General features: G+C 69.9%; 27 protein-coding genes. 13 read left to right on the top strand and 14 right to left on the bottom strand.

Features of this window, described 5'->3' with window-relative positions:
• Positions 1-99 precede the first annotated feature (99 nt).
• Positions 100-324 (top strand): hypothetical protein, encoded by a 225-nt coding sequence (locus tag KO481_RS31190; RefSeq protein ID WP_215922033.1) that lies wholly within the window; start codon positions 100-102, stop codon positions 322-324.
• A gap of 80 nt (positions 325-404) precedes the next feature.
• The gene (gene msrB, locus KO481_RS31185; protein WP_215922032.1) at positions 405-842 is read left to right on the top strand and encodes a peptide-methionine (R)-S-oxide reductase MsrB; all 438 of its coding nucleotides are present in this window, start codon (positions 405-407) and stop codon (positions 840-842) included.
• A gap of 96 nt (positions 843-938) precedes the next feature.
• On the opposite strand, the gene hemQ is transcribed toward msrB, so the two are convergent.
• The gene (gene hemQ, locus KO481_RS31180) at positions 939-1,634 is read right to left on the bottom strand and encodes a hydrogen peroxide-dependent heme synthase (protein ID WP_215922031.1); all 696 of its coding nucleotides are present in this window, start codon (positions 1,632-1,634) and stop codon (positions 939-941) included.
• Between the two features lie 151 nt (positions 1,635-1,785).
• On the opposite strand from hemQ, the gene KO481_RS31175 reads away from it, so the two are divergent.
• Both KO481_RS31175 and KO481_RS31170 read left to right on the top strand, forming a co-directional pair.
• Entirely contained in the window at positions 1,786-2,649 is an 864-nt protein-coding gene (locus tag KO481_RS31175) for a hypothetical protein (protein ID WP_215922030.1), read from the top strand.
• A 30-nt stretch (positions 2,650-2,679) separates the two neighbouring features.
• Positions 2,680-2,904 (top strand): DUF4351 domain-containing protein, encoded by a 225-nt coding sequence (locus tag KO481_RS31170; protein WP_215922029.1) that lies wholly within the window; start codon positions 2,680-2,682, stop codon positions 2,902-2,904.
• A 150-nt stretch (positions 2,905-3,054) separates the two neighbouring features.
• On the opposite strand, the gene KO481_RS31165 is transcribed toward KO481_RS31170, so the two are convergent.
• Positions 3,055-4,404 (bottom strand): protoporphyrinogen oxidase, encoded by a 1,350-nt coding sequence (locus KO481_RS31165; RefSeq protein ID WP_215922028.1) that lies wholly within the window; start codon positions 4,402-4,404, stop codon positions 3,055-3,057.
• 286 nt (positions 4,405-4,690) lie between these two features.
• Positions 4,691-5,767, bottom strand: coding sequence for a uroporphyrinogen decarboxylase (gene hemE, locus KO481_RS31160; protein WP_215922027.1), 1,077 nt, complete (start codon positions 5,765-5,767; stop codon positions 4,691-4,693).
• A gap of 64 nt (positions 5,768-5,831) precedes the next feature.
• On the opposite strand from hemE, the gene KO481_RS31155 reads away from it, so the two are divergent.
• The gene (locus KO481_RS31155; RefSeq protein ID WP_215922026.1) at positions 5,832-6,470 is read left to right on the top strand and encodes a DUF3000 domain-containing protein; all 639 of its coding nucleotides are present in this window, start codon (positions 5,832-5,834) and stop codon (positions 6,468-6,470) included.
• 22 nt (positions 6,471-6,492) lie between these two features.
• Positions 6,493-7,812, top strand: a complete 1,320-nt coding sequence (locus KO481_RS31150; protein ID WP_215922025.1) for an HRDC domain-containing protein — start codon at positions 6,493-6,495, stop codon at positions 7,810-7,812.
• 201 nt (positions 7,813-8,013) lie between these two features.
• Here KO481_RS31150 and KO481_RS31145 read toward each other — a convergent pair whose 3' ends face one another.
• The 3 genes from KO481_RS31145 to KO481_RS43495 all read right to left on the bottom strand — a co-directional run bounded on the left by KO481_RS31145 (position 8,014) and on the right by KO481_RS43495 (position 12,713).
• Positions 8,014-8,817 carry an enoyl-CoA hydratase gene (locus tag KO481_RS31145; RefSeq protein ID WP_215922024.1) on the bottom strand — a complete coding sequence of 268 codons (804 nt, stop codon included), beginning with the start codon at positions 8,815-8,817 and terminating at the stop codon, positions 8,014-8,016.
• Between the two features lie 181 nt (positions 8,818-8,998).
• Positions 8,999-10,888, bottom strand: coding sequence for a 1-deoxy-D-xylulose-5-phosphate synthase (dxs, locus tag KO481_RS31140; protein ID WP_215922023.1), 1,890 nt, complete (start codon positions 10,886-10,888; stop codon positions 8,999-9,001).
• A 352-nt stretch (positions 10,889-11,240) separates the two neighbouring features.
• Entirely contained in the window at positions 11,241-12,713 is a 1,473-nt protein-coding gene (locus KO481_RS43495; protein WP_308166827.1) for a class I SAM-dependent RNA methyltransferase, read from the bottom strand.
• A gap of 573 nt (positions 12,714-13,286) precedes the next feature.
• Here KO481_RS43495 and KO481_RS31130 point away from each other — a divergent pair.
• A complete protein-coding gene (locus KO481_RS31130) occupies positions 13,287-13,958 on the top strand; it encodes a potassium channel family protein (protein ID WP_215922022.1) in 672 nt (223 codons plus the stop codon).
• Positions 13,955-14,614 carry a potassium channel family protein gene (locus KO481_RS31125; RefSeq protein WP_215922021.1) on the top strand — a complete coding sequence of 220 codons (660 nt, stop codon included), beginning with the start codon at positions 13,955-13,957 and terminating at the stop codon, positions 14,612-14,614. Before KO481_RS31130 ends, KO481_RS31125 begins: the two co-directional genes overlap by 4 nt.
• 62 nt (positions 14,615-14,676) lie before the next feature.
• Here the strand turns inward: KO481_RS31125 and shbA are convergent, their stop codons facing one another.
• The 3 genes from shbA to KO481_RS31110 all read right to left on the bottom strand — a co-directional run bounded on the left by shbA (position 14,677) and on the right by KO481_RS31110 (position 16,744).
• A complete protein-coding gene (gene shbA, locus KO481_RS31120; RefSeq protein WP_215922020.1) occupies positions 14,677-15,330 on the bottom strand; it encodes an RNA polymerase sigma factor ShbA in 654 nt (217 codons plus the stop codon).
• Positions 15,331-15,466: 136 nt separating this feature from the next.
• Positions 15,467-16,054 carry a DUF3159 domain-containing protein gene (locus tag KO481_RS31115; RefSeq protein ID WP_245401765.1) on the bottom strand — a complete coding sequence of 196 codons (588 nt, stop codon included), beginning with the start codon at positions 16,052-16,054 and terminating at the stop codon, positions 15,467-15,469.
• 264 nt (positions 16,055-16,318) lie between these two features.
• On the bottom strand, positions 16,319-16,744 hold the full coding sequence (locus KO481_RS31110) for an OB-fold nucleic acid binding domain-containing protein (RefSeq protein WP_245401710.1): 426 nt from the start codon (positions 16,742-16,744) through the stop codon (positions 16,319-16,321).
• 281 nt (positions 16,745-17,025) lie between these two features.
• Here KO481_RS31110 and KO481_RS31105 point away from each other — a divergent pair, with 281 nt between their 5' ends.
• Entirely contained in the window at positions 17,026-17,751 is a 726-nt protein-coding gene (locus KO481_RS31105; RefSeq protein WP_215922019.1) for an alpha/beta fold hydrolase, read from the top strand.
• A 52-nt stretch (positions 17,752-17,803) separates the two neighbouring features.
• Here the strand turns inward: KO481_RS31105 and KO481_RS31100 are convergent, their stop codons facing one another.
• Positions 17,804-18,691: a DUF3710 domain-containing protein gene (locus tag KO481_RS31100; protein ID WP_372452152.1), complete on the bottom strand. Its 888-nt coding sequence runs from the start codon at positions 18,689-18,691 to the stop codon at positions 17,804-17,806.
• Between the two features lie 2 nt (positions 18,692-18,693).
• Complete coding sequence (gene dut / locus KO481_RS31095) at positions 18,694-19,200, bottom strand: dUTP diphosphatase (RefSeq protein ID WP_215922017.1); 507 nt, start codon at positions 19,198-19,200, stop codon at positions 18,694-18,696.
• A gap of 79 nt (positions 19,201-19,279) precedes the next feature.
• Here dut and KO481_RS31090 point away from each other — a divergent pair, with 79 nt between their 5' ends.
• Positions 19,280-19,768, top strand: a complete 489-nt coding sequence (locus KO481_RS31090) for a DUF3093 domain-containing protein (RefSeq protein ID WP_215922096.1) — start codon at positions 19,280-19,282, stop codon at positions 19,766-19,768.
• A 211-nt stretch (positions 19,769-19,979) separates the two neighbouring features.
• On the opposite strand, the gene KO481_RS31085 is transcribed toward KO481_RS31090, so the two are convergent.
• On the bottom strand, positions 19,980-20,282 hold the full coding sequence (locus KO481_RS31085) for a DUF4193 domain-containing protein (RefSeq protein ID WP_033087954.1): 303 nt from the start codon (positions 20,280-20,282) through the stop codon (positions 19,980-19,982).
• Positions 20,283-20,747: 465 nt separating this feature from the next.
• Between KO481_RS31085 and cei the strand changes: the two genes are divergently transcribed.
• Positions 20,748-21,425: an envelope integrity protein Cei gene (gene cei / locus KO481_RS31080; RefSeq protein ID WP_215922016.1), complete on the top strand. Its 678-nt coding sequence runs from the start codon at positions 20,748-20,750 to the stop codon at positions 21,423-21,425.
• 27 nt (positions 21,426-21,452) lie between these two features.
• Here the strand turns inward: cei and KO481_RS31075 are convergent, their stop codons facing one another.
• A complete protein-coding gene (locus KO481_RS31075; protein WP_215922015.1) occupies positions 21,453-22,355 on the bottom strand; it encodes an inositol monophosphatase family protein in 903 nt (300 codons plus the stop codon).
• A 140-nt stretch (positions 22,356-22,495) separates the two neighbouring features.
• Here KO481_RS31075 and ppgK point away from each other — a divergent pair, with 140 nt between their 5' ends.
• The gene (ppgK, locus tag KO481_RS31070) at positions 22,496-23,254 is read left to right on the top strand and encodes a polyphosphate--glucose phosphotransferase (protein ID WP_215922014.1); all 759 of its coding nucleotides are present in this window, start codon (positions 22,496-22,498) and stop codon (positions 23,252-23,254) included.
• A gap of 151 nt (positions 23,255-23,405) precedes the next feature.
• Positions 23,406-24,857 (top strand): RNA polymerase sigma factor, encoded by a 1,452-nt coding sequence (locus KO481_RS31065; protein ID WP_215922095.1) that lies wholly within the window; start codon positions 23,406-23,408, stop codon positions 24,855-24,857.
• Positions 24,858-24,913: 56 nt separating this feature from the next.
• Here KO481_RS31065 and KO481_RS31060 read toward each other — a convergent pair whose 3' ends face one another.
• On the bottom strand, positions 24,914-25,075 hold the full coding sequence (locus KO481_RS31060; RefSeq protein ID WP_215922013.1) for a hypothetical protein: 162 nt from the start codon (positions 25,073-25,075) through the stop codon (positions 24,914-24,916).
• Positions 25,076-25,211: the final 136 nt, after the last annotated feature.

Here is a 25,211-nt window from a genome sequence, read left to right as displayed (position 1 = left end):
ACAACCCGCGGCCCCGGATTGTCCGATTCGCACTATGGTGACCCGGACATTCACACCGGATCAGCATGGGAGCGGGCAGTGTTTTCGAAAATCGTTGCGGTGGGCGCAATCTCCGTGGGCTTGACGATCGGCCTCGGCGGCATCGCGGCGGCCGATGGGCCCGTCCCCGGGCCCAACTCGGTCGGCCCGTTCACCCAGGGGTCGAACGAGCCGACAGGCAAGGCCGCCTGCATGGCAGCGTCGACCAAGACCGGCAGCTACCAGCAGTGCTACGAGTACCCGAGCGGCAGCCTGAAGTACTACTACGACAAGCCCGCCGGCTGAGCAGAACCGGCGGCGCCGTCAGACTTCCGTCATACCTGCGGGGCGGCGCCACCGGGGCACGCAAAACTACACTCGGAGCCATGAGTTCCGAGACCTCGCTTCCCGCGCCCAAGATCGTGCTGACGCCGCAGCAGTGGCGGGCCAAGCTCAACCCGCAGGAGTATGCGGTGCTGCGCGAGGCGGGCACCGAGCGCGCCTTCACGGGTGAGTACACCGATACCGAGACCGCCGGTGTCTACGAATGCCGCGCGTGTGGTGCCGAGCTGTTCCGGAGCACCGAGAAATTCCATTCGCACTGCGGCTGGCCGTCGTTCTTCGATCCGGCCGACTCCGACGCGGTGGTGCTGCGCTCCGATGTTTCGCTGGGTATGCGCCGTGTCGAGGTGCTGTGTGCGAACTGCCACAGCCACCTCGGCCACGTCTTCGAGGGTGAGGGTTATCAGACCCCGACCGACAAGCGGTACTGCATCAACTCGATCTCGCTGCGCCTGCACCCCTCGGACGACGCAACACACTGAAGCGACCGGGGAGAACCCTACGGGCGCGGGGTTGCTGAGCGCATGCCCCGAGTTTTCGGGGCAGCCGCCGAAGCCCTCCGCGCCCAGCGGGTTCACTCAGGGCAGGGCGGCGACCAGCTGCTCGACCTCGACACGCGGGCCCGTGAAGAACGGCACCTCCTCGCGCACGTGCCTGCGGGCCTCGGTGGCCCGCAGATCGCGCATCAGGTCGACGATGCGGTGCAGCTCGGGGGCCTCGAAAGCCAAGATCCACTCGTAGTCGCCCAGGGCGAACGACGCGACGGTATTGGCGCGCACGTCCGGATAGCCGCGCGCCTCCTTGCCGTGGTCGGCGAGCATCTTGCGACGCTCCTCGTCGGGCAGCAGGTACCAATCGTAGGAGCGCACGAACGGGTACACGCAGATGTAGTTGCCCGGCTCCTCGCCGGCCAGGAACGCCGGAATGTGGCTCTTGTTGAATTCGGCGGGCCGGTGGATCGCGGCGTTGCTCCACACCGGCGCGATGGCCCGGCCCAGCTCGGTGGTGCGGCGCAGATCGGCGTAGGCAGCCTGCAGCTCCTCGATCCGCTCGGCGTGCCACCAGATCATGAATTCGGCGTCGGCGCGCATCCCCGAGACGTCGTACAGCCCGCGCACGACCACACCCTTGTCCGCGAGGCCGTCGAAGAAGCTCCGCGCCTCTTTGATCGCCGCCTCACGATCGTCCCCCAGTACCCCCGGTTGCACCTGGAACACCGAGAACATCAGATACCGGATGGTCGAGTTGAGGGCCTGATAGTCGAGTCGCGCCATACCCCCATCGTGCCACCGCCCGCCCAGCCCCCGCACAGCCGCACCCTCTCCGCATATCCGCACCCGAGACACGCCGCCGAAACGCCGCGAAAACGTTTGTCTCACAAGATAATTGATGCATCCGCTGGCACCTTGTGACAGTCTCCATGGCGTGCCGTCCATCTCCCACGAGGCGCCCCTCGAACTTTTGCGCCACAACCCCTATCTCGCAGCGGTGCTACTAGCGGGCACCGGCGTCGACATTCCCGCCGACGCTGTCGCGACCCCCGCCGACGGCGACCTCACCGCCTGCGAACCCACCGAGCTCCGTGCCGACGCGATGGTCATCCTCCACAACGAACACCGCAAGCTGGCCGTGATCGTCGAATCGCAAACGGCCCCACCCAACCGCAAGAAGCGCCGAGCCATGGCGGCCTACGTCGCGCTCGCCCAGTCCGAGCACGATTGCGATGCCGTGCTGATCGTCGTCACCAGCAGTCGCAAGACAGCCCATGCATGCAGCAAGATAATCCACACCGGGCATCCCGGATACAACCTCCGCCCCTTCGTGATCGGCCCCGACACGACCCCCGATCCTGCCGACCCAGCCAACGCGCTGGCCAACGTCGAACTCACCGTGCTTGCTGCCCTCAACCACGCGCTCGACCTCCACAACGAGACCACCCTCCGCACCGTGGGGCATACCCTCGCCACACTCGATGCGGACCAACGCGAGACCTACACTCGATTCATCAACCTCACCGCCTCCCCCGAGGCCCAGGCCGCTTTGGAGGAATTCATGAAGATCACTTGGCCACACGACCCTTTCATCGACGGTCTCAAAGACGAAGGCCGCGCTGAAGGCCTCGCCAAAGGCGAAGCTCGTATCCTGCTGCAGTTCCTCGCCGCTCGAGGCATCGCCATCACGACCGATATTCGCGACCGCATCGAATCCTGCGCCGACACCGATCAGCTCGAAACCTGGGCCGTCCGCGCGGCCACCTCGAACTCCATCGACGAGGTCTTCACCGACTGACCACCAGTACTCGACCCGCTGAAGGACCTCATGACGATCAGCTGGCCCCGTGACCCCTTCCTCGACGGCGTCAAAGACGAAGGCCGCGCTGAAGGTGAGGCACGGGCACTGCTGCGAATGCTGACCAATCGCGGCTTGGCGATCCCGGCGGCGATTCGGGAGCGGATCATGTCCACGACCGACATCGGTCAACTCGATACTTGGTTCGATCGGGCGTGCACCGCAGCCAACTTGGATGAGGTCTTTGCCGACTGACGATTCGGCGGACGCCGGTCCGTTGGACAACTGCGGCAGCCGAGGATCGGTTGCCGCCACGCGGGACATCCGCTCTCGCGCCTAGGACCGCAGGTCGGTTGGGAAACAAGGGCCAGCGCCTAGCGTCTCAGTAATCCCCTTTTCGAGGTATCAGCCGAGGTGCGCGAGGATTCGGGTGGCAGCAGCGGCGCCGGAGGCGGTGCAGGCGGGGACGCCGACGCCGTGGAGGTAGGCGCCCGCGACCGCGAGGCCGGGAACGTCGGCGACGGCCGATTCGATTTCTACAACGCGGTCGTCGTGTCCGGGGGCATATTGGGGGAGGCCGCCGGGCCAGCGCTGGACCAGGGCGGAGACGGGGCGGATTTCGAGGCCGGTGACGGTGGTCAGGTCCGCTGCGGCGGCGGCGATCAGGTCAGGGTCGGGCCAGGACAGGAGGGTGTCGTCGCCGAAGCGGCCGAAGGAGACGCGGACGAGCGCGACGTTGCGGGCGGCGAGGTGCGGCCATTTGCGGCTGGACAGGGTGAAGGCCTTGGCGCGCAGCGGTTCTCCGGTGGCGACCAGGATGCCGGAGTTGTCGGGCAGCGGAGTGTCCGCGGGCAGTGCCAGCGCAACGAGCGCGGAGGAGGACAGTTCGATCGTGGCCGCCGCGCGGGCCGCCTCCGGCGACGCGGAGCGAAGCAGCGCGGCGGTGACGGGTGCGGGCGTGGCGAGGACCACCGCGTCGACGGCGCCGATCGGATCCACGCGCCAGCCCTCGGGCGTGCGAATCAGATCCGTTACCGCGGTGCCGGTTTCGACCTTCGGCGCAGCGGCAGCCAGCAGGGCGTCCAGCAGCACCCGGTAGCCGTCGCGGATGCCGCCGAATACCGGCGCGGTGGAGGAGGACGGCGGCAGCGCGCGGGCCACCGCCTGCGTGAGGCTCGGCGCACCGGCGTCGAGGGCGGCGGCCAGCGTCGGCAGCGCCGAGCGCACGCCGATCGAGTTGGCCAGTCCCGCGTACACCCCGCCCAGCAGCGGATCGACGCTCCGGCGCACCACCTGTTCGCCGAACCGCTCCCCCACCAGTTCCGCGACAGCGACGTCGCCGCCGGACGTCCACCGCAGCGGCCGGTTCGGCTCGTCCGCGATCCGCGCCAGCGTCGCGTCGTCCACCAGCCCCGCGACCGAATCCGGCCCCGCGGGAATTCCCATGAGCGTGCCCTCGGGCAACGGATGCGCCGTCCCGCCGGACCAGATCAGCGGCCGCCGGCCGGCCGGATACACCAGCTGGTCCTCGAGCCCCAATTCCCGCAGCAGCGCCGGGATTTCGGGACGCCGCGCGATGAAGGCCTCCGCCCCCAGATCCATCGGATCCCCCGCGAGCTCCGCCGTGTACAGCACGCCGCCGATCCGCTCGCGCTGCTCGACCAGCACCAGCTCGAGTTCGTCGCCGAGCGCAACCCGCAGCCGATAGGCCGCAACGAGCCCGCTGATCCCCCCACCGACGACCGCGACCCGCATACCCGCTCCGTTCCTGCTCCTGCCGCGCCGGGACCGCTGCCCACATCCGCCACGGTTGGCGCGCCGCTCTGTTGGCAAGCTACTCGCGCCCCGACGCAGCGAATGCGACGGATGCGCACCGCTCATCATTCCCCGCCGGTTGGATTGCCCGTCTCGCCGGTTCGATCTCGCTGTTCGAGGACACCGCGTGCCTTCACCGGAGAGCCGGGCCGATCAGACCGCCGGCCGGCCCGCGTCGCGACGGCTGCGCAGTTCTGTTGGCCAGGACTCGTGTCGTCGCCGATTCCTACAGCGGCTGGGGCAGGCTGTGGATCAGCTCGACGGTGGCGGTGAGTGCGCCCGGGTCGGTGTCGGGCAGGACGCCGTGGCCGAGGTTGAAGATGTGACCCGCCGCGCCGAGGGCGATCGCCTCGTCGGCCTCGTGGGCGATGCGGCGCACCTCGCGCTCGATCGCCTGCGGTCCGGCGAAGAGCGTGGCCGGATCGAGGTTGCCCTGCAACGCCTTTCCTGGACCGACCCGCCGCACCGCCTCGGTCAATGGCACCCGCCAGTCCACGCCGACCACGTCGGCGCCGGCCTCCCCCATCACGCTCAGCAGCTCACCCGTGCCGACGCCGAAATGGATGCGCGGCACACCCGCATCGCCCACCTCGGCGAAAACCCGCTCCGAATGCGGCAGCACGAACTCCCGGTACTGCGCCAGCGACAGCGCACCCGCCCACGAGTCGAACAGCTGCACCGCGTCCACCCCGGCGGCCAGCTGGGCGCGCAGGAATTCGATGGTGATGTCTGTGAGCACGCCCAGCAGCGCATGCCAGGTCTCCGGATCGGCGAGCATCATCGCCTTGGTGCGTTCGTGGTTCTTGCTGGGTCCACCCTCGACCAGATACGAGGCGAGTGTGAAAGGCGCACCGGCGAATCCGATCAGCGGGGTGTCCCCCAGCTCGTCCACCAGCAGCCGCGCCCCCTCGACGATGGCGCCGACCTCCTCGCGCCGCAGCCGGGGGAGCGCCCGCACATCGGCGACGGTGCGCACCGGATTCGCCACCACGGGCCCGACGCCCGGCACGATATCGAGATCGATCCCCGCCGCCTTGAGCGGAACAACGATGTCGGAGAACAGGATCGCCGCATCCACCCCGTGGCGGCGGACCGGCTGCATGGTGATCTCGCACACCAACTCCGGATCGAAACAGGATGCGAGCATGCTGATCCTGGCGCGCACCTCCCGATACTCGGGCAGCGACCGCCCGGCCTGTCGCATGAACCAGACGGGGCGCCGACTCGGGCTCGCACCGGTGGCGGCGGCCAGGAACGGCGCATTGGACAACCGGCGGCGTGTTGGTGTGCTCATCACGGCCATCGTAGGCTGCGCCGCACGGCGCGCCTCCGGCCCCCTCGAGCCATTGAGGGCTAAGTTCACATACGTGACACCGCTCGACTTCCGCGACGGCGCCGCACCGACCCCGGAACCCGCCGGCGAACCGGCCCAGTTTCGCGCCGCGGTCGATGCGATGGGTACCGCATCCGTGCATCCCCGGATCGAGCTTGCACCGATCCGACCGCCGCAACGGCTGGCGCCGTACTCCTACGCCATCGGCGCGGAGGTCAAGCACCCCGAGACCAATGTGATTCCGGTCGATTCGATCGACGACGCATTCGGACGACTGATCCTGCTGCACGATCCGAACGGCCAGGAGGCCTGGCACGGGGTCTTCCGGCTCGTGGCCTACATCCAGGCCGATATCGATGCCGCGCTCGCCGGGGACCCGCTGCTGCCGGAGGTGGCGTGGAGCTGGCTGGTCGACGCCCTCGAATCGCGGGGCGAAGCATTTACCGCGCTGGGCGGCACCGTCACGTCCACGAGCTCGGTCCGGTACGGCGACATTGCCGGACCGCCGCGCGCCCACCAGCTGGAGCTGCGTGCATCCTGGACCGTGGAGTCGACCGAACTCGGACCGCACGTCGAGGCATTCTGCGAGGTACTGGCCTACGCGGCCGGTTTGCCCCCCGCCGGCATCACTCATTTGCAGCCACGTCCGCAGATTGCCGACGACCAGTTCTGACCGCAACGTAAAGTTCAGTCCTATGCCCGATGCCGACGAGTCCGCACAACCGCTGGGTGAAAGCGGGGATAATGCCGCCGTTCCCCTGCTAGAGCCCGCCGAGGGCGTGCCCCCGGTCTCGGACACCGCCGCGGCCGTCGCCGAGGCGGCCGCCCGCCTGGCCGCCGGAACCGGTCCACTGGCCGTCGATGCCGAACGAGCCTCGGGCTTCCGCTATTCCAATCGCGCCTATCTGATCCAGTTGCGCCGCAAGGGATCCGGAACCTTCCTCATCGACCCCATCCCGGTCGCCGACGCCCTCGAGCCTCTCGCCGCGGCGATCAACGGGCTCGAGTGGGTGCTGCATTCGGCCGATCAGGATCTGCCGGGCCTGGCCGAGCTGGGTTTGACGCCCGCGCGCCTGTTCGACACCGAACTGGGTGGGCGGCTGGCTGGTTTCGAGCGGGTCGGCCTGGCCGCGATGGTGGAGAAGCTGCTCGGGCGCGAACTTCGCAAGGGCCACGGCGCGGCCGACTGGTCCACCCGCCCGCTGCCCGCCGAGTGGCTCAACTATGCCGCCCTGGATGTCGAGCTGTTGCTGGAGTTGCGCGAGGCGGTTGCGGCCGCGCTCGACGAACAGGGCAAGACCGAGTGGGCCACACAGGAATTCGAACACGTCCGCACCGCGGAGCCGTCCACGCCGAAGCCGGACCGGTGGCGGCGCACCTCGGGCATTCACACCCTGCGCCGCACCCGCCAGCTCGCGGTGGTGCGCGAGTTGTGGGCCACCCGCGACAATTTGGCCCGCACGCGGGATGTCGCCCCGGCGCGGATCCTGCCCGATTCGGCGATCGTGGCGGCCGCGACCGCAGACCCGAAATCCATCGCGGCGCTGCGGGCCCTGCCGGTCTTCGGCGGACCGCGCCAGCGCCGGTATTCGCGGGATTGGCTCGGTGCGGTGGAACGCGCACGCGCCCTTGCGGATTCGGACCTGCCCGCGCTGACCGCGCCCTTCGACGGCCCGCCGCCCGTGAACCGCTGGGAGCGCCGCGACCCGGAGGCGTCGGCCCGGCTCAACGCCGCGCGCGCCGCGATGGGTGAACTCTGCGCCCGCCACGCGATCCCCGTGGAGAACCTGCTGACCCCGGATCTGCTGCGCCGATTATGTTGGGACGGCCTGCCCGAGTTCCGTTCCGGCGGGATGCCGGAGGATCCGGCGGGAGCCATCGACGCATTCCTGGCCGCCGGCGGCGCCCGCCCCTGGCAACGCGAACTCGCCGTCGAGCAACTGGTAACGGCGCTGTTCGGCGGCCGATCCGACGGCGAGGCCAACCCGCCGCCCCGCGTCTCGGCTCACCAATAGGATCGGCACGCCCGGCAGGACCGACCCGCTCGGCAGGACCGCCCCGCCCGGCGCCTGCCCTCGGATCCGTGCCTCCAGGCACCTCCGATCGGCCACCAGCAGGCGGCACGTCGAAGTTACCGGGACCCGAGCCTCAGGCGACGCACCCAAGTCGCCGGGCCCGCCCCTCAGACGGACACGCCCAAGTCGCCGGGCCGCCCCTCAGTCCTCGAACGCGGGGGCGCGGCGGTCCCGGCGGGCGCGGATCGCCTCGTCGAAGTTCTCCGTCGTGAGCCGCACGTAGAGCTGCGCGGTCCCCTCGTGCTGCATGTGCGACTCGAAGCTGCCCGCCTCCAGGCCGCTCCACAGCATGCGCTTGGTGAGCTCGGCGCCCACCCGGCTCCACCGGATGATCTGTTCGGCGGTGTCGTACGCGGTCTCCAGCAGCTTGTCACCTGGCACGACGCGGGACACGATGCCGATGCGCTCGGCCTCGGCGGCATCGACGTCCCGGCCGGTCAGCATGATCTCGTAGGCCCGCGTGGTGCCGATGGCGCGCGGCAGCAGATAGCTGATGCCGAGCTCGGCGGAGGTCAGGCCGTTGTTGATTCCCGCGGCCCGGAAGTAGGCGTCCTGCGAGGCGATGCGGATATCGGTGCCGATGGCCAGGCAGAATCCGCCGCCGATGGCCGCGCCGTTGATCGCGGAAATCACCGGCTGGTGCATGCGCCGGATCGTCAGCATCACGTTGTTGAGCAGTTCCATCGAACGCCGCGCGATGCTGGTCTTGGTCAACCCCTCCACCCCGGGCACCTTCCCGGCGTGCTGCAGGTCCGCACCCGAGCAGAAGCCGTGCCCGGCGCCGGTCAGCACGACCACGCGCACCTCGTTGTCGGCGGACACGGCCTCGAGCGTCTCCCGCAGCGGAATCATCACGTCGAAGGCCATGGCGTTCATTCGTTCGGGCCGGTTCAGGGTGACCAGCGCGATCTGCGGACGTGGCTTCTCGACCAGAACAAACGACATGCGGGCTCCCTACCTGCTGCGGACTTCCAAAACTGTAACCAGTTCTAGAAGTTACGCGACAGCCCCCGACATCCGACGATGATCCGCCGATTCCGGCCATCCCAGCCTGTCAGCCCCCGCCCACTCGTCGGTCCGGCGTGCTTGTACGACGAATGGCGGGAGCTCGGGCAGGGCCGCCGGCTCAGATCCCGCCGAGCCAACCGGTGATCCGCTGCGCGATGTCGGCGGCGGTCAGGCCCAGCGTCTCGTGGATCTGCGCGCGCGAGGCATGATCCAGGAAGCTTTGCGGCACACCGATATCCCGCGTCGGCACATCCACACCGGCCGCGCGCAGCCGCGACGACACCGTGGAGCCGATCCCGCCGTGCAGCCCGCCGTCCTCGAGGGTGACCACCAGCCGGTAGTTCTCGGCCAGCTTGACCACGGTGTCCGAGACCGGCAGCACCCAGCGCGGATCGACGACCGTCACCGAAATCCCCTCCGGCGCCAGCAGATCCGCCACCGCCACCGCGGCCTGCGCGAATGGGCCGACCGCGACCAGCAGCACATCGCCGCGCACGGCGCGGGCCGAGGCGCCCTCGGGCATGCGCAGCACGTCCACGCCGTCGAGTCGCTCCACGGCCGCGATGTCCTCCGCGACCGGGCCCTTCGGGAAGCGCAGGGCGGTCGGGCCGTCGGCCGTGGCCAGCGCCTCGGCCAGTTCCTCGCGCAGTGTCGCACCGTCGCGCGGCGCCGCGACGCGGATGCCCGGCACGATGCCCAACACCGACAGATCCCACATGCCGTTGTGGCTGGCGCCGTCCTCGCCGGTGATCCCGGCCCGGTCCAGCACCAGGGTCACCGGCAGCTTCAGCAGCGCCACGTCCATGACCAACTGGTCGAACGCGCGGTTGAGGAAGGTCGAGTAGATCGCCACGACCGGATGCAGCCCGCCCAGGGCCAGGCCCGCGGCCGAGGTGACCGCGTGCTGCTCGGCGATGCCGACGTCGAACATGCGCTCGGGGAACCGCTCACCGAACGGGGTCAGCCCGGTCGGGCCCGGCATGGCCGCGGTGATGGCGACCACGTCGTCGCGCTGTTCAGCCTGACGGATCAGCTCCTCGGAGAACACCGAGGTCCAGCCGACCGTCTTGCCGCCGGTCGGCTGCCCGGTCTCGGGATCGATGACGCCGATCGAATGCATCTGATCGGCCTCGTGGTCCTCGGCGGGCTGATAGCCGCGCCCCTTCTGCGTGACGACGTGCACGACGACGGCACCGCCGAAATCCTTGGCTCGGCGCAGTGCGGCCTCCAGCGCGACGGTGTCGTGGCCGTCCACCGGGCCCAGGTATTTCAGGCCCAGATCGCTGAACAGCTCCTGCGGGGCCACCGCGTCCTTGATCCCGGCCTTGAGCGCGTGCAGCATCGAGTACGCCGAGCCCCCCACGCGCGGAATCCCTTGTACAAAGCGCCTTGTCGCATCGAGGGCCTGCTCGTAGGCGGGTTGCATGCGCAGCGCGCCGAGCCGGTCGGCCAGGCCGCCGATGGTGGGCGAATACGACCTGCCGTTGTCGTTGACGACGATGACCACCGAGCGGTCCGGCGCGGCGGCGATGTTGTTCAGCGCCTCCCAGCACATGCCGCCGGTGAGCGCGCCGTCACCGACCACCGCGACCACATGGCGGCGCTGCTTGGTCAGCGCGAACGCTTTGGCCAGGCCGTCGGCGTAGGAGAGCGCCGCCGAGGCGTGCGAGGACTCCACCCAGTCGTGGGCGCTCTCGGCGCGGCTCGGATAGCCCGACAGGCCACCCTCCTTGCGCAGCCGATCGAAAGAGTCCTTCCGGCCGGTGAGCATCTTGTGCACGTAGGCCTGGTGGCCCGTGTCGAAGATGATCGGATCGGCCGGGGAGTCGAAGATCCGGTGCAGCGCGATCGTCAATTCGACGACGCCCAGATTCGGCCCGAGATGTCCGCCGGTGACGGCCACCTTCCGCACCAGGAACTCGCGAATCTCCCCCGCCAGTTCGCTCAGCTCCGATACCGTCAGCCGACGCAGGTCCTCGGGCGTCTCGACCCGGGCAAGCACACTCACCGCTATCGCTCCCTACTCCGGTGGCTCGTCTGTTTCGGAACAGTCTACGGAGCGTCGGCACCGAGCCACGCCGGGAACCGCGAGCCGCCCACGACACACCGAAATACTGTGAGCCGACACACACCCGAGAACACCGTGTCCCGCACACCCGGGAACACCACGGCTCGCATAACCGGGAGCGCGGCAGCCCGCACACCCCAGAACACCGCAACCACACAAACCCGGTAGCTGCACAACCGCAACCGCGGCTGCCGCACAACCGGGAGCACGGCAGCCCACACCCGGAACACGTCGCCCGCGCACGCGGAACGACAGTGTGGTCCGCACGCTCGGAACATTGTGGCCCGCAGGCTCAGGAACGGACCGGTTCGAGGAGGGTCAGGCATTCGACATGGTGGGTGCCGGGGAAGGCGTCGAAGGCACGCAGGCGGATCGGCGCGTAACCGGCGGCCCGGTAGAGGGAGATGTCGCGAGCGAATGCGGCCGGATCGCAGCCGATATGGACGATGCGTGCCGGGGCGGCTGCGGTCAGCGCCGCGACGACGGCCTTACCGGCGCCGGCGCGCGGCGGGTCCAGGACCACGACATCCGGTGCGGCGCCGCCGGATTCACCGGCAATCCAGCGTTCGACGCGGTCCGCGCGCAGGCTCGCCCAGGGCAGGTCGCGCAGCGCCGCCACGCCGTCGGCCACCGCCGGCCGCGCCGATTCCACGCCGAGCACCGCACCCGCCGGACCGACCGCCTCGGCCAGCCGCGCGGCGAAAACGCCCGCACCGCAATACAGATCCCAGGCCCGGCCGCCCGGCGAAGGGTCGGCCCATTCGGCGACCACATCCGAATAGCACTGCGCCGCACCACGATGCGCCTGCCAGAAGCCGGTCGCGGACACCTCCCAGCGCCGCCCCGCGACGAATTGCACCGCGCGCCCGCTGCCCTCGATCACCCGCTCATCTCGGTCGGCGTGTGCGGCGGCCCGGCGCGCGGCCGTACTCCCCCGATCACCGGCCCGGTCGGCCCCGGCCCGATGCAATGCTTCCCGCCGACCGGCACCGCTGTACCTCGCACCGCCACGCCCATATTCGCCACGACGCCCGCGTTCGGCACCACGCCCGCGTTCACCACCGCGGCCATATTCGCCGCTACGCCGCGCGCGACGATCATTGCTGGCCCGCGAATTTCCTTGCCTACGTTCATGTTCCACAAGTGCAGGGGCCACCTCGACGACGTGCCGCATCCCGGCACCGTCCACCGCGACCACAAGATCCACACCGGGAGTCCAGATCCGGTCGGCGATCCCCTCGAGCGCCCCCGAAACCGGTTGCGGGCAGCGCAGATCCGCGATGATATCGGTGCTCCGGAACCGGTGGACCCCCGCCCGTCCCCGCTCATCGACCACGAGCCGGATGCGAGTCCGCCACCCGACGTCCTGCTCTCCGCCCGGAATCGGCTCCACCACCACGTCGGTCTCCCACGCCGCCACCCGCCGCAGCTGCTCGCTCACCACGGTCGCCTTCAGCGCTCGCTGCGCCGCCGGAGTCGCGAACGAAAAATCACAACACCCCGCACCGCCGGGCCCGGACACCGGGCAGATCGCGGGCACCCGATCTGGCGACGCCTCCAGAATCTCCACCGCCTCCGCGCGGCAGAAGGACCCACCGCGGTCCTCGCTCACCCGCGCCCGCACCAACTCCCCCGGCAGCCCGTGCCGCACGAACAACACCCGCCCCTCGTGCCGCGCCACACAGAACCCCCCGTGCCCGGGTGACCCGAGCCGCACCTCGAAGACCGAACCCTCCCAGTTGGATTCGCCGTCACGACCGCTCACAACCACTCCTCATCACCGATGGTCCACACGATCGGACCCGTACACCGTGGCGCGAAGGATCCACCGCGATGCGCCTGGACGGCACAACATATCCCGGCCACCCCGCATCGCACTGCCGCACCGTCACGTGCCGGCAGCCCCGAGTCCCACACCGCCGGCACGCGGATCCATTTCCGGTCTGTCCCGCCAATGCGCCGATCCACCGCCCGACCGCGCACGGCGGCGCCGCCGGTTCGCCCGGGAACCTGTGTCCGCGGATCCGGCGACTGTGCAGGCCGCCGGATCCATCGCCGCCACCTCGTGCCGAGACGGAACACGATTCGGCCCCCTGCGCGGGGAGAACTCCGCTACGGCCCGGACTGCTCGAGCCGGACAGGGTGGATACCGCGGCGCGCGTCGACAACGGGAACACTCCGGTCAGCATAGAGCCGCCGGCGGCGGCGTCCGTGCGGTGTACCTGGTGTTTCGATCCCGCGACACGAAGAACACCGCTGCCGGGGCTCCGTAACGGGTACGGTTCCCTGCGGGTAGTGGAGCAGACCGCGCAGGCGGTTTCCAGAACGGGGTCGGCAGGTGTACGTAGTGATAATGGGGTGCGGCCGGGTCGGCTCCTCCCTGGCCCGCGCGCTGGTCCGGGTCGGACACGAGGTCGCCGTCATCGACCGCGATCCCAGCGCATTCCTCCGCCTGGGCCGGGACTTCACCGGTGAGCGGGTCATCGGCGTCGGCTTCGACCGGGACGTGCTGCGGCGGGCCGGAATCGAACGGGCCGGTGCGCTCGCGGCGGTGTCCTCGGGCGACAACTCGAACATCATCGCCGCGCGGGTGGCACGCGAGACGTTCGGGGTGAACCGTGTGGTGGCGCGCATCTACGACGCCAAACGCGCCGCGGTGTACGAACGCCTCGGCATTCCCACCATCGCGACCGTGCCGTGGACAACGGACCGCTTCCTGCGCACCCTCATCGGCGAGGACGACATCGCGCCGTGGCGCGATCCCAGCGGCAGCGTCGCGATCACCGAGCTCAGGCTGCACGAGGCCTGGTTCGGCCATCCGGTGCGCGATCTGGAGAGCGCGACCGGCGCCCGGGTGGCCTTCATCATCCGATTCGGGCAGGGCCTGCTGCCCACCGAAAGGACGCTGCTGCAGGCCGAGGACACCGTCTACGTGGCCGCTACCGAGGGCCGGGTCGCCGAGGCCGTCGCCCTGGCGGCCGCCGCACCGTCGAGTGGGGAGCACTGGTGAAGGTCGCCATCGCGGGAGCCGGGGCCGTCGGCCGCTCCATCGCCCAGGAACTGCTGCGCGGCGGGCACGAGGTGATGCTGCTCGAACGCCGCATCGACCACATCGATCCCGGCGCCGCCCCCGCCGCGGCCTGGGTGCACGGCGACGCCTGCGAGCTGGAACTGCTCGAGGAGGCCGCGCTGCAGGAGTACGAGGTGGCCATCGCGGCCACCGGCGACGACAAGGCGAACGTGGTGTTCAGCCTGCTCGCCAAGACCGAATTCGGGGTGCGCCGGGTGGTCGCGCGGGTCAACGATCCCCGCAACGAATGGCTCTTCGACGCCTCCTGGGGCGTGGACGTCGCGGTGTCGACGCCGCGGCTGCTGGCCTCGCTGGCGGAGGAGGCCGTGGCGGTGGGCGATATCGTGCGCCTGATGACGCTGCACCAGGGACAGGCCAACCTGGTCGAGATCACCCTGCCCGCGGACACCCCGCTGGCAGGCCGCGCGGTACAGACGCTCGAGCTGCCCCGCGACGCAGCGCTGGTGACCATTCTGCGCGGCGGGCGAGTGATCGTCCCGCAGCCCGACGACCCGCTCGAGGGCGAGGACGAACTGCTGTTCGTGGCCACGGTCGAGGCCGAGGACGAGCTGCGCCGGGCTATGGGAGAGGGCTAGGCGTACCTCCGCATTCGCTCCGGCCGTGCGCGGTGTACGGACGGCTGCGCCGACAGCGCCCCTTATGCGGCCTCCCGCAGCCGCGCCCGCAGCTTGTTCAGCGCCCGGTGCTGCATGACCCGCACCACGCCCGGGCTGGTGCCGATCGCCTCCGCGGTCTGCGCGGCGCTCCAGCCCAGCACGATACGCATCACCAGCACCTCGCGATGCGCGGGCGCGAGCACCTGCATCAGCTGGTGCGCGACCCGGGCCCGCTCCGAGGCGATGGCCAGCTCCTCCGGCCCGGCGGCGAGCGAGGGTTGCTCCGGGAACTCGGACACCGGATAGTCCGGGCGCTGGCACGCGTGCCGGAACGCGTCGGCAACCTTGTTGGAAGAGATGCCGAATACGAAGGCCAGGAACGACTTTCCCTGATCGCGATACCGGGGAATGGCCTGCACCACGGCGAGGCAGATCTCCTGCGCCACATCCTCGGCGGTGACGTGCACATATCCACCGGCGGTCAACCGGCCGGCGCAATACCGGCGAACCAGGGGGTAGATGATCTTCACGATCTCGCTGACCGCCGCGGAGTCCCCCGCGACGGCAGGCCCGATCAGGCGGTCCAGCTCGGCGGCGACCCGCTGGCTCTCGGAGCGAGCGGACTGCTGCCGAGCCGTCGCCGGACGCGAGCCACGCTGCCGCGCCGCCCGCGTTCCCGACCCCTTCGACGCCACTGGTCTGTCCTCGGTAGCCAACACCACGGTTCCTTCCGCCGACCCCTGTAGTTCTTACAGACGATCGTGCTGTGAACCGGGCCACCGAACCAGGCACCCCAGGGTGGACTGATCCCCACCCCCCGGCCGGAAAGGGTCAGTCCGCGGCGGCCGGGGCATGCCCGGCCCGGCGCACCGCCCACACGGTGACCAGCAGGGCCACCGCGGTCAGCGGCCAGCCCATCGCGATGCGGGTGACCGCGAGCAGACCGGTGCTGTTGGTCGCGTAGAAGTGCGACTGCACCAGGTACCGGGCGCCGAACACCAGCACCCACACCAGCGTCGCGAGGTCGTAGAGCCGCACCACGCGACGATCCGAACGCCATTGTGTGCCATGGCCGTTCAGCACGCCCCAGATCACCCCGGCCAGCGGCCAGCGCACCACCAGCGAGGCCAGGAACACCCCCGCGTACAGCAGGCTGGCCCAGATCCCGAACAGGAAGAACCCCTTGGCCGCACCCATCCGGTAGGCGATGAACGCGCAGACGCCCACGCCGAGGAAGCCGGAGATGGCGGGCTGGATCGGATTGCGGCGCGCGAGCCGCCAGACCAGGATGGCCGCCGCCACGCCGAGCGCGGTCCAGATGGCCGCACCCAGGCCCCACAGCGCGTTGGCGGGGACGAACACCACGACCGGCAGCGTCGAGTAGATCAGGCCGCTGATGCCGCCCAACTGCTCGAGCAACGTCTCCTCGGCCTCGCGATCGGCGGCATCGTCCGCGTCGTCGGTCTCCGCGGCGGCCGGCGCGCCGGCCGCCGACTTCCCCCGTGATTTCCGCAGCCGCCCGAGGTCTAGCCCGTTCGGGTCGGTGTCCGCGTCGGTGAGATCCGGCTCCCACGAATCATGGTCGTCAGGCTGATGGGCGGGCGCGAACCGATCGTCGGATGCGGCGCGGCGCTCGTTGTTGGCGACGAGGGCGCCCTCGTCGTTGCTGGGTGTCGGCATGCGTCAGGAATTCTCACGGAGTTCGTAGTAGGGATTGAAGATGACCTTGGCGCCATCGCGATCGCCGATGCGGCCGCGAACCAGGATACGGCGTCCGGGCTCGATACCGGGGATCCGGCGCCGCCCGATCCACACCAGCGTGACCGCGTCGGTGCCGTCGAAGAACTCGGCCTCGAGGCACCCCGTCGCCGCCTGCGGGCACTCCTCCACGCTGCGTAAGCGGCCCAGCATGGTGACCTCCTCGCCGCGCCGGCACTTCGCGGCCTGACAGGCCCCGGAGGCCTGCGAGGTCTGTGCCAGCTCCTGAGCGTCGAGCCGGTCGAGATCGGCCGTCAGCCGAAAGCCCAGGCGGCGGAAATACCCACTGTCGGGTCCGGCCTCGGGCACAGCGGCCCCGGAGACCGCCCTGTTCCTGCCGGAGAATGGCATGGCGTACACACTTCCTGCACTGCTCTGCGGCGGCGTCACGCGCCGTCGGTCCTCGTGACGACCGGCCACCTCGGCCGTACACCGCCACTGTAGATCGGGCCCGCCGGGCCCGCCACGCGCGCCGCCCGCCCTGTGACGCGGGAGGCACCGGCAGTGTCGTCATCCCTGTGATACCCCGGTCCGGGACCTTCAACCCTTGTGCGTGCGATCGCGGCGACCTGCGGCAACCGCCGCGGCCCCGCCACACTCGGCACGGCGGGACCACCGCGTACGCTCGAGCCGTGCCAGATCTACCCCGCCCGGCGCTCGTTGTCGGTCTGCCCGGAACCGGCTCCGATGCCGACTTCGCCCGCCGCGCCTTCGGACCCGCCTGTGCCGCATGGGATCTGCCGTTCCTGGCGGTGGAACCCGACCCGCGCCGGGTGGTGGCCAGCTGCAGAGCCGCGCTGGACACCGCCGCCCGCTCGGGCCCGGTGCTGGCGGCCGGAATCTCACTGGGCGCGGCCATCGCGGTCGAATGGGCCTGCGCGCGAGCCGAATCCGCCTTCGGCGTCATCGCCGCGCTGCCCGCTTGGACCGGCGCGGACACCTCGGGATGCCCGGCCTCGCTCAGCGCCGCGGTCACCGCCGAGCAGCTGCGCGCGGACGGTCTCGAGGCGGTCGTCGAGCGGATGCGTGAGGGGAGCCCGGACTGGCTGGCCGCGGCCCTGACCCAGTCCTGGCGCGCCCAGTGGCCGGATCTGCCCCAGGCCCTGGAGGAGGCAGCCGACTACGCCTGGCCCACGCCGGAAACCCTTGCGGCGCTGTCGGTTCCGGCCGTCGTCGTCACCGCGGTGGACGATCCGGTGCACCCGCTGGCCGTCGCGGAGGACTGGGCCGAACTCATCCCCCGCGCCGAATTGCAGCGCATCACCCTGAACGAACTGGGCGCGGATCCGGCCGTCCTCGGCGCCCGCGGCCTGGCGTCCCTGTTCGGCCGCCAGACCACGTCCGGGCGCGCGCGCTGACCGGGAGGCGGCGCTGCCTGCCGGCCGAACGCCGCCTCCTGCGAACCGACTACTAGTTCCGACCCAACTGCTGCATGGCCGAACCCTCCGCGCCCCGGCGCGGCCCCTCGGGCTGCGGCGCTACGGCGGGGAAACTACCTGTCGCGTGGGCTTGCGCCGCGGCCGCCTGCGCCGACAACGCGTCCTGCTGGGCCTGCACCTGCTGCTGATGCGCGGCCTGCAGCTGATCGGCCAGATCCTGCGGCAGCACCACCGGCAGCGGATCACGCACCGGCAGCGGATCGTCACCGCGGCGCACCACGGTCTCGCCGAGAATGGCCCGGGCCGCGGCGACCAGCGGCCGGCCCTCGTCGACCGCGCCCGCCGGGCCCGCCGCCACCAGCCGCACCATCCACCGGTATCCGTCGACGCCGATGAATCGCAGATCGGCGCCCTCGGTCACCGCGTGCAGCTCGCGCCCCCACGGGCCGGACTGCACCGACACCTGGGCGCCCTCGGCGCGCAGCGAATCGGCCAGGTCCGCGGCCACCGCGCGCCACTGTCCCGGCGACTTCGGCGCGGCATAGGCGGCCACGGTCAGCCGGCCGTGCTCGGTCGCCAGGTGGACCGCCTGGGGGGTGCCGTCGGGGGTCATCTCGACCTGCAGCTGCCCGCCCGGCGGCACCGGGACGATCACCGAGCCGAGATCCAGGCGCTGCTCGGTCACGTTCTCGAGCAGATCGGCCACGTCGTCGAAGTCGTAGGGCCCGGTGCGGGGAGCCGAATCCCCGGGGCCCTCGTCGTACTCCGCGGCCGCGTAAGCGGGTTCGTCGTATTCGTCGTCGTACCCGGGCTCGTCGTAGCCCCCGTCATCCTCGTCGTATTCGTCGTCGTACCCGTAGTCGTCGTACGCACCGGCCCCGGCGCCATCCTCCGGGGAGCTCTTCTTCCGTCCGAACATCCTCATGCCTCCTTGCCGGCCGAGACGTCTCCACCAGCCCTCACCCCACCATTATCGAGGCTGGCGTGACCGCCGCTGGACCCGTATCCGCCCGCGCCGCGGGCAGTCTCGTCCAGGCTCTCGACCTCCGCGAATTCGACCAGCTCGACGCGCTGGACCAGCAGCTGCGCGATGCGGTCGCCGCGGCGCAGGGTGATCGCGGCACGGGGATCGTGGTTGATCAGGCAGACCTTGATCTCGCCGCGATATCCGGCGTCCACGGTGCCGGGGGTGTTGACGATCGACAGACCCGTCTTGGCGGCCAGGCCGGAGCGCGGGTGGATGAGGCCGACGGTGCCCGTCGGGAGCGCGACGGCGATGCCGGTGCCGACCAGCACCCGCTCCCCCGGCTCCAGGATGACGTCCTCGGTCGTGCACAGGTCCACGCCCGCATCCCCCGGGTGCGCACGGGTGGGAACGGGGATGCCGGGATCGAGCCGCAGCAGGGGTATGGATGGAATGCCGGTCACGTCGAGGGAGCCTACGCGGTCACCACGACGGGGACTGACCTAGTCTGATGTGGTGTCCGACCAGCCCCCACAGGTAGCCATGCCGCGCAACGAAACCACCTCCCCCGTGTACTCCGAACGCCAATGGGCGCCGCTGTGGTGGTGGCCGGTGGGGCTGGGCATCATCGGCCTGCTGGCCGCGACCCTGCACATGGGCGCGCCGGGGATCCAGGCCTGGCTGCCGTACGTGCTGCTGCTTCCGATCCCGGTGTGGGTGCTGCTGTGGTTCGGCCGGCATCGTGTCGAGGTGGCGCCGGATGCCGCCGGAACTCTCGAATTGCGCACGGACAAGGCACATCTGCCGGTAACGTATGTTGCGCGGGCGGCGGTCGTACCCGCCAGCGCCAAGAGCGCAGCGATGGGCCGTCAGCTCGACCCCGCCGCCTTCGTGCAGCATCGACCCTGGATCGGGCCCATGGTGCTGCTCGTCCTCGACGATCCGGACGATCCGACGCCGTACTGGCTGATCAGCGCCCGCCACCCGGACAAGGTCCTGGCCGCGCTGGGCATCACGCCACGCACGGCCTGAGGGCTTCCCGGCAGGGGTGACACGCCGTGGGCGGCTCGTCTGCGGCGGTATAGGCCGCGCACGAGCCCGGCGGCGCCGCACCGATCGCCGACGCGCGGCTATTTCGGCGCGGGCCACACAGGTATTGGCCGCGCTCGGCCTAGCCGAGCGCGGAGTGGGCGGATGTGTGTTCCAGGGGCAGTGCGTGCGAACGCGATGATTCGCCTCGGGCTCAGGCCGCGCAGTCCATGCAGATCAGCTGCCCGCCGGCCTCGCTGGCCAGGCGGCTCCGGTGGTGCACCAGGAAGCAGCTGGAACAGGTGAACTCGTCGGCCTGCTTCGGGATCACCCGGACCGAGAGCACCTCCTCGGACAGATCCGCGCCGGGAAGCTCGAACGACTCCGCGGTATCGGATTCGTCGATATCCACGACGGCGGACGCGGCCTCGTTGCGACGAGCCTTCAGCTCCTCGAGCGAGTCCTCCGAAACCTCGTCGGATTCACTGCGCCTAGGTGCGTCATAGTCGGTTGCCATGTCGTATCCCCTCGTCCTTACTTCGTATATCCCGGACCGGTCTCCTCCGCACCGCTCCCGGCCGAAAACGGCCGGATTCGGCTCGGCGAGTACCGCTCCGCCGGTGGTGTACGTCACGTGTACACCGGTCGCACACCGGTCCGGATCTGCGGAATCCGTTCCGGATCGCGCTCGGTTAACGCAGGACATGCCCTCGTTGTTCCCGATAACGCACCCCTGATTCACCTCGGTCGATTCGAATCAGGCCGCCAGACAATAGCGGACGCGGAGGCAAAAGTCGCAATCAAAACACTCGCGAGTCGAAACTGAGGGTCAATCGTCATCGCAGGGCCGGGCCGAGGCGATTCCGTGGTCACCGCTCATGCAAACCGTTATCGACGCGACACGAGACGGATACCGAAGGGGCGCCACGCGCTCGGCGGCACGCATGCGAGGAACCGCCGCCCCAACTCGTAAGGTGTGCGTGTGGTTTCACTGATCACCGAAGGCAGCACGACCGACAAGAAGGGGCGCCCCTTCACCCGGCGCCGCTATCAGCCCTGGGTCGCCATGGTGGCGATCCTGACGCTGATCTGCGCAATCGTCTGGATCAAGGCGCTGACGACCCAGGACCACTCGCACACGGCGATGGCCTGCAACTCCCCCAGCCCCGCCTCGGGACCCGACGCGCCGAAGCCCGCACCGCTGGGCGAGCGCGTCTCGCCCTCGCGCCTGCACGACGTGGAACCGGCAGCCCTCGCCCAGGCGAAGGTCCGCGTATACAACGCCTCTGGCGAGCGCGGCCTGGCCGAGCACATCGCCACGGGCCTGAGCGACTACGGATTCGCCAGCCCGCCCCCGCCGGTGTACGCCAATGATCCGGTCTACACGAACGGCGACCTGAACTGCACCGGCCAGATCCGCTTCGGCGTCAACGGCCGTCCCGCGGCCGCCGCGGTGCAGCTGGTCGCGCCGTGTGCCGAGCTGATCGAGGACCAGCGCACCGACAACACCGTCGACCTGGCGCTGGGAACGCTGTTCGGCAACGACATCCAGCCCAGCGACAACGCCGAGGAGGTGCTCAAGTCGCTGAAGAGCCCGGCGCCGGGCAACCCCTCGATAGATTCGGGGCTCCTCTCGGCCGCCCGCGCCGCCAGCTGCTGACCCGGGCCGGGGCGTCGGCGACCCTCGTCACGGCTCCGGAATCGCCTCCGACACGCCCAAGCGGTCGAACAATTCGATCAATTCGGCGGCTATGCCCGGCGCCGCGGCGACCACGAGTTCACCGGTCTTGGCGACCGTCCCGGCCGCGGGCAGCGTGAGCCGGGCGCCGGCCTCGGCGGCGATCAGCGCGCCCGCGGCCCAGTCCCAGGTGTTGAGGCCGTGCTCGTAGTGGGCGTCCACCAGACCGGAGGCGACCATGCACAGATCCAGCGCGGCCGAACCGACCCGCCGGATGTCACGCACCCGCGGCAGCACCTGCGCGATCAGCTCACCTTGCCGCGTCCGGCGGTGCACGCCGTAGCCGAATCCCGTGGCCAGCAGCGCCATTTCGACCGAGCCGACCTCCGCGCAGCGCAGCGCGCTCGTCGTGCCGTCCGCATCGGTCCGCTCGGCGCCCGCGCCCAGGCCCGCGCTGTAGACCCGCCCGCGGACGACGTCGGCGACCGCGCCGGCCAGCGACCGCCCGTCCCGCATGGCGGCCACCGACACCGAATACGCCGGGATGCCGTACAGGAAGTTCACCGTGCCGTCGATCGGGTCCACGACCCAGACGATGTCCGCGGCGCCCTCCTCGATGCTGCCGCCGCCCTCCTCGCCGAGGACGCGCTCCCCGGGCCGCAGCCGCGCGAGCAGGCTGCGGATCAGCTCCTCGGTCTCGGTGTCCACGACGGTGACCGGATCGGTCGGGGTGCTCTTGGACTGCACGGCGTCGGCGTGCAACGCGCCCGCCGCACTGCTGACCTGAGTCCGGCGCAGCCGCACGTGCGCGGCCGCCGTCCGTGCGAGATGTATTGCGACACGCCGCAATTCGGCGATTTCGTCGACGTCGGGGTTCGGAACCGCAGGGTTGATATCGTGCACGACCCCCATCGGACCACAGAATGCCCATTGCTCGCATTAGGCTTGTCGTGCACGACACAGTCCGTCCGTCGCGCACTCCACCGCACATCGGCGTGTATTGTGCCGCGCGCAGTCGTTTGCGCCGACCTCACAGGAACGAGGAGTCGTCAATGTCCACTCGGGGCCAAGCCTTCGGTATCGACATCGGAGGGAGTGGCGTCAAGGGCGCCGTGGTCGATCTGGCCACCGGCGACCTCGCCCACGAGCGCATCAAAATGGCCACGCCGCAGCCGGCGACCCCGAACGCCGTCGCCGAGACGGTGGCCAAGCTGGTCGCCCAGGCCGACTGGGACGGGCCGGTCGGTATCACGCTGCCCAGCGTCGTGGTCAACGGCATCGCCCGCACCGCGGCCAACATCGACAAGAGCTGGGTGGACACCGATGCACACCAGCTGTTCTCGCTGGCCCTGGGCGGGCGCGAGGTAGTGGTGCTCAACGATGCCGATGCCGCCGGCATGGCCGAGGACCAGTACGGCGCGGCCAAGAACATCAAGGGCCTGGTCATGCTCCTGACCTTCGGCACGGGCATCGGCTCGGCGCTGATGTACCACGGCACGCTGATGCCGAACACCGAATTCGGGCACATGGAGATCCACGGCAAGGAGGCCGAGCACCGGGCCGCCTCCTCGGTCAAGGAACGAAAGAATCTGTCCTACAAGGAGTGGGCCGCGGAGGTTACCAAGGTGCTGGTGACCTTGGAAAACCTGCTGTGGCCGGATGTCTTCGTGGCCGGTGGCGGCATCAGCCGCGACGCCGAGCACTGGATCCCCTTGCTGGGCAATCGAACCCCCGTGGTGGCCGCGCATCTGCGCAATACCGCGGGTATCGTCGGGGCCGCGATGGCAGTCGATGCCGGTATCGCGCCATAGGCGAGCGCAGCGAGCGACAATAGGCACAGCCATCTGGAATGGTCGCCGGAGCCGAGCGCCAGCGAGGCGAAGGCGGGCATTCCGTTTAGATAGTTACAATGGAACGCATGCCCGGCGGTGAGCCGGAACCGACCCCGGCACGAGAGCCGGGATACCCCCGACAGAACCGCTCCGCCGGAATGACTCACTCTGGCGTGACGCCGCACGAGACCGTCACGAAAGGGCGTACGTGGTAGCCACGAATACCCGAGAGACCGCCGATTCGGCCCCCGAGGCCGACTCCGCAGACAACACTGCCGCACGGCCGGTCCGCAAGGCCCCGGCCAAGAAGGCCCCAGCCAAGAAGGCCGCCGCCGCGAAGAAGGCGCCGGCCAAGAAGGTCGGCGCCAAGGCCGCGGCCAAGAAGGCTCCGGCCAAGAAGGCGACGACCAAGAAGGCCGGCCCCGAGACCGAGGGCGAAGAGAACCTCGACGAAGAGGCCATCGACCTCGAGGATCTCGGTGACATCGACGTGTCCGAGGACGACCTCGTCGAGGAGGAGGTCGTCGAGGACGCCGTCGAGGAGGAGGCCGAAGAGGAGGCCGAGGAGCCCTCGGCCGCCGACAAGGCCTCGGGCGACTTCGTCTGGGACGAGGAGGAGTCCGAGGCGCTGCGCCAGGCCCGCAAGGACGCCGAACTCACCGCCTCGGCCGACTCGGTGCGCGCCTACCTCAAGCAGATCGGTAAGGTCGCCCTGCTCAACGCGGAGGAGGAGGTGGAGCTCGCCAAGCGCATCGAGGCGGGGCTCTATGCCACCGAGAAGTTCCGCGAGCTGAGCGAGAAGACCGAGAAGCTGCCCGTCACCACGCGCCGCGATCTGAACTGGATCATGCGCGACGGCAACCGCGCCAAGAACCATCTGCTCGAGGCCAACCTGCGTCTGGTCGTCTCGCTGGCCAAGCGCTACACCGGCCGCGGCATGGCGTTCCTGGATCTGATCCAGGAGGGCAACCTGGGCCTGATCCGCGCGGTCGAGAAGTTCGACTACACCAAGGGCTACAAGTTCTCCACGTACGCCACCTGGTGGATCCGTCAGGCGATCACCCGCGCGATGGCCGACCAGGCCCGCACCATCCGCATCCCGGTGCACATGGTCGAGGTCATCAACAAGCTGGGCCGTATCCAGCGCGAGCTGCTGCAGGACCTGGGCCGCGAGCCCACGCCCGAGGAGCTGGCCAAGGAAATGGACATCACCCCGGAGAAGGTCCTCGAGATCCAGCAGTACGCCCGCGAGCCCATCTCGCTGGATCAGACCATCGGCGACGAGGGCGACAGCCAGCTCGGCGATTTCATCGAGGACTCCGAGGCCGTGGTCGCGGTCGATGCGGTGAGCTTCACGCTGCTGCAGGATCAGCTGCAGTCGGTGCTGGAGACGCTGTCCGAGCGCGAGGCGGGCGTGGTCCGGCTGCGCTTCGGCCTCACCGACGGCCAGCCCCGCACCCTGGACGAGATCGGCCAGGTCTACGGCGTCACCCGCGAGCGCATCCGTCAGATCGAGTCCAAGACGATGAGCAAGCTGCGCCACCCCAGCCGCTCCCAGGTCCTGCGGGACTACCTGGACTGAGCTCCGCACCGGATCGAGCCGCACGAGCCTTGTTCGTGCGGCTCGATCCGTTTCCGCTACCGCTCGCCCAGCGCATCACACCGTTCCTGCAGGAGATCCAGGCACTCGTGGATTCCGGGAACCGGGTCCGACAGATGTTCTCGCACGGCGTGAATCGCCCAGATCTTGCGTCCGTTGAGGATCTCCTCATCGAAGCGGGCGCGAAGCTCGGATGGCATGCGATCCCACAGACCGGGTTCCACTGGACTTCTCCCTCGTCCGTCTGGCGTTGACGATGCCGGACGATGGTAGTGCGGCCCAGGGCAGACGGCACGCCGATTATGAACGAGCCCGATAACCGATCGGCTGCTGGCA

This window comes from Nocardia albiluteola (assembly GCF_018860155.1).
In the GTDB taxonomy this organism is placed as follows: domain Bacteria; phylum Actinomycetota; class Actinomycetes; order Mycobacteriales; family Mycobacteriaceae; genus Nocardia; species Nocardia albiluteola.
The sequence above is the reverse complement of the archived record's forward strand: the minus strand, read 5'-3'. Positions and strand labels throughout refer to the sequence as shown.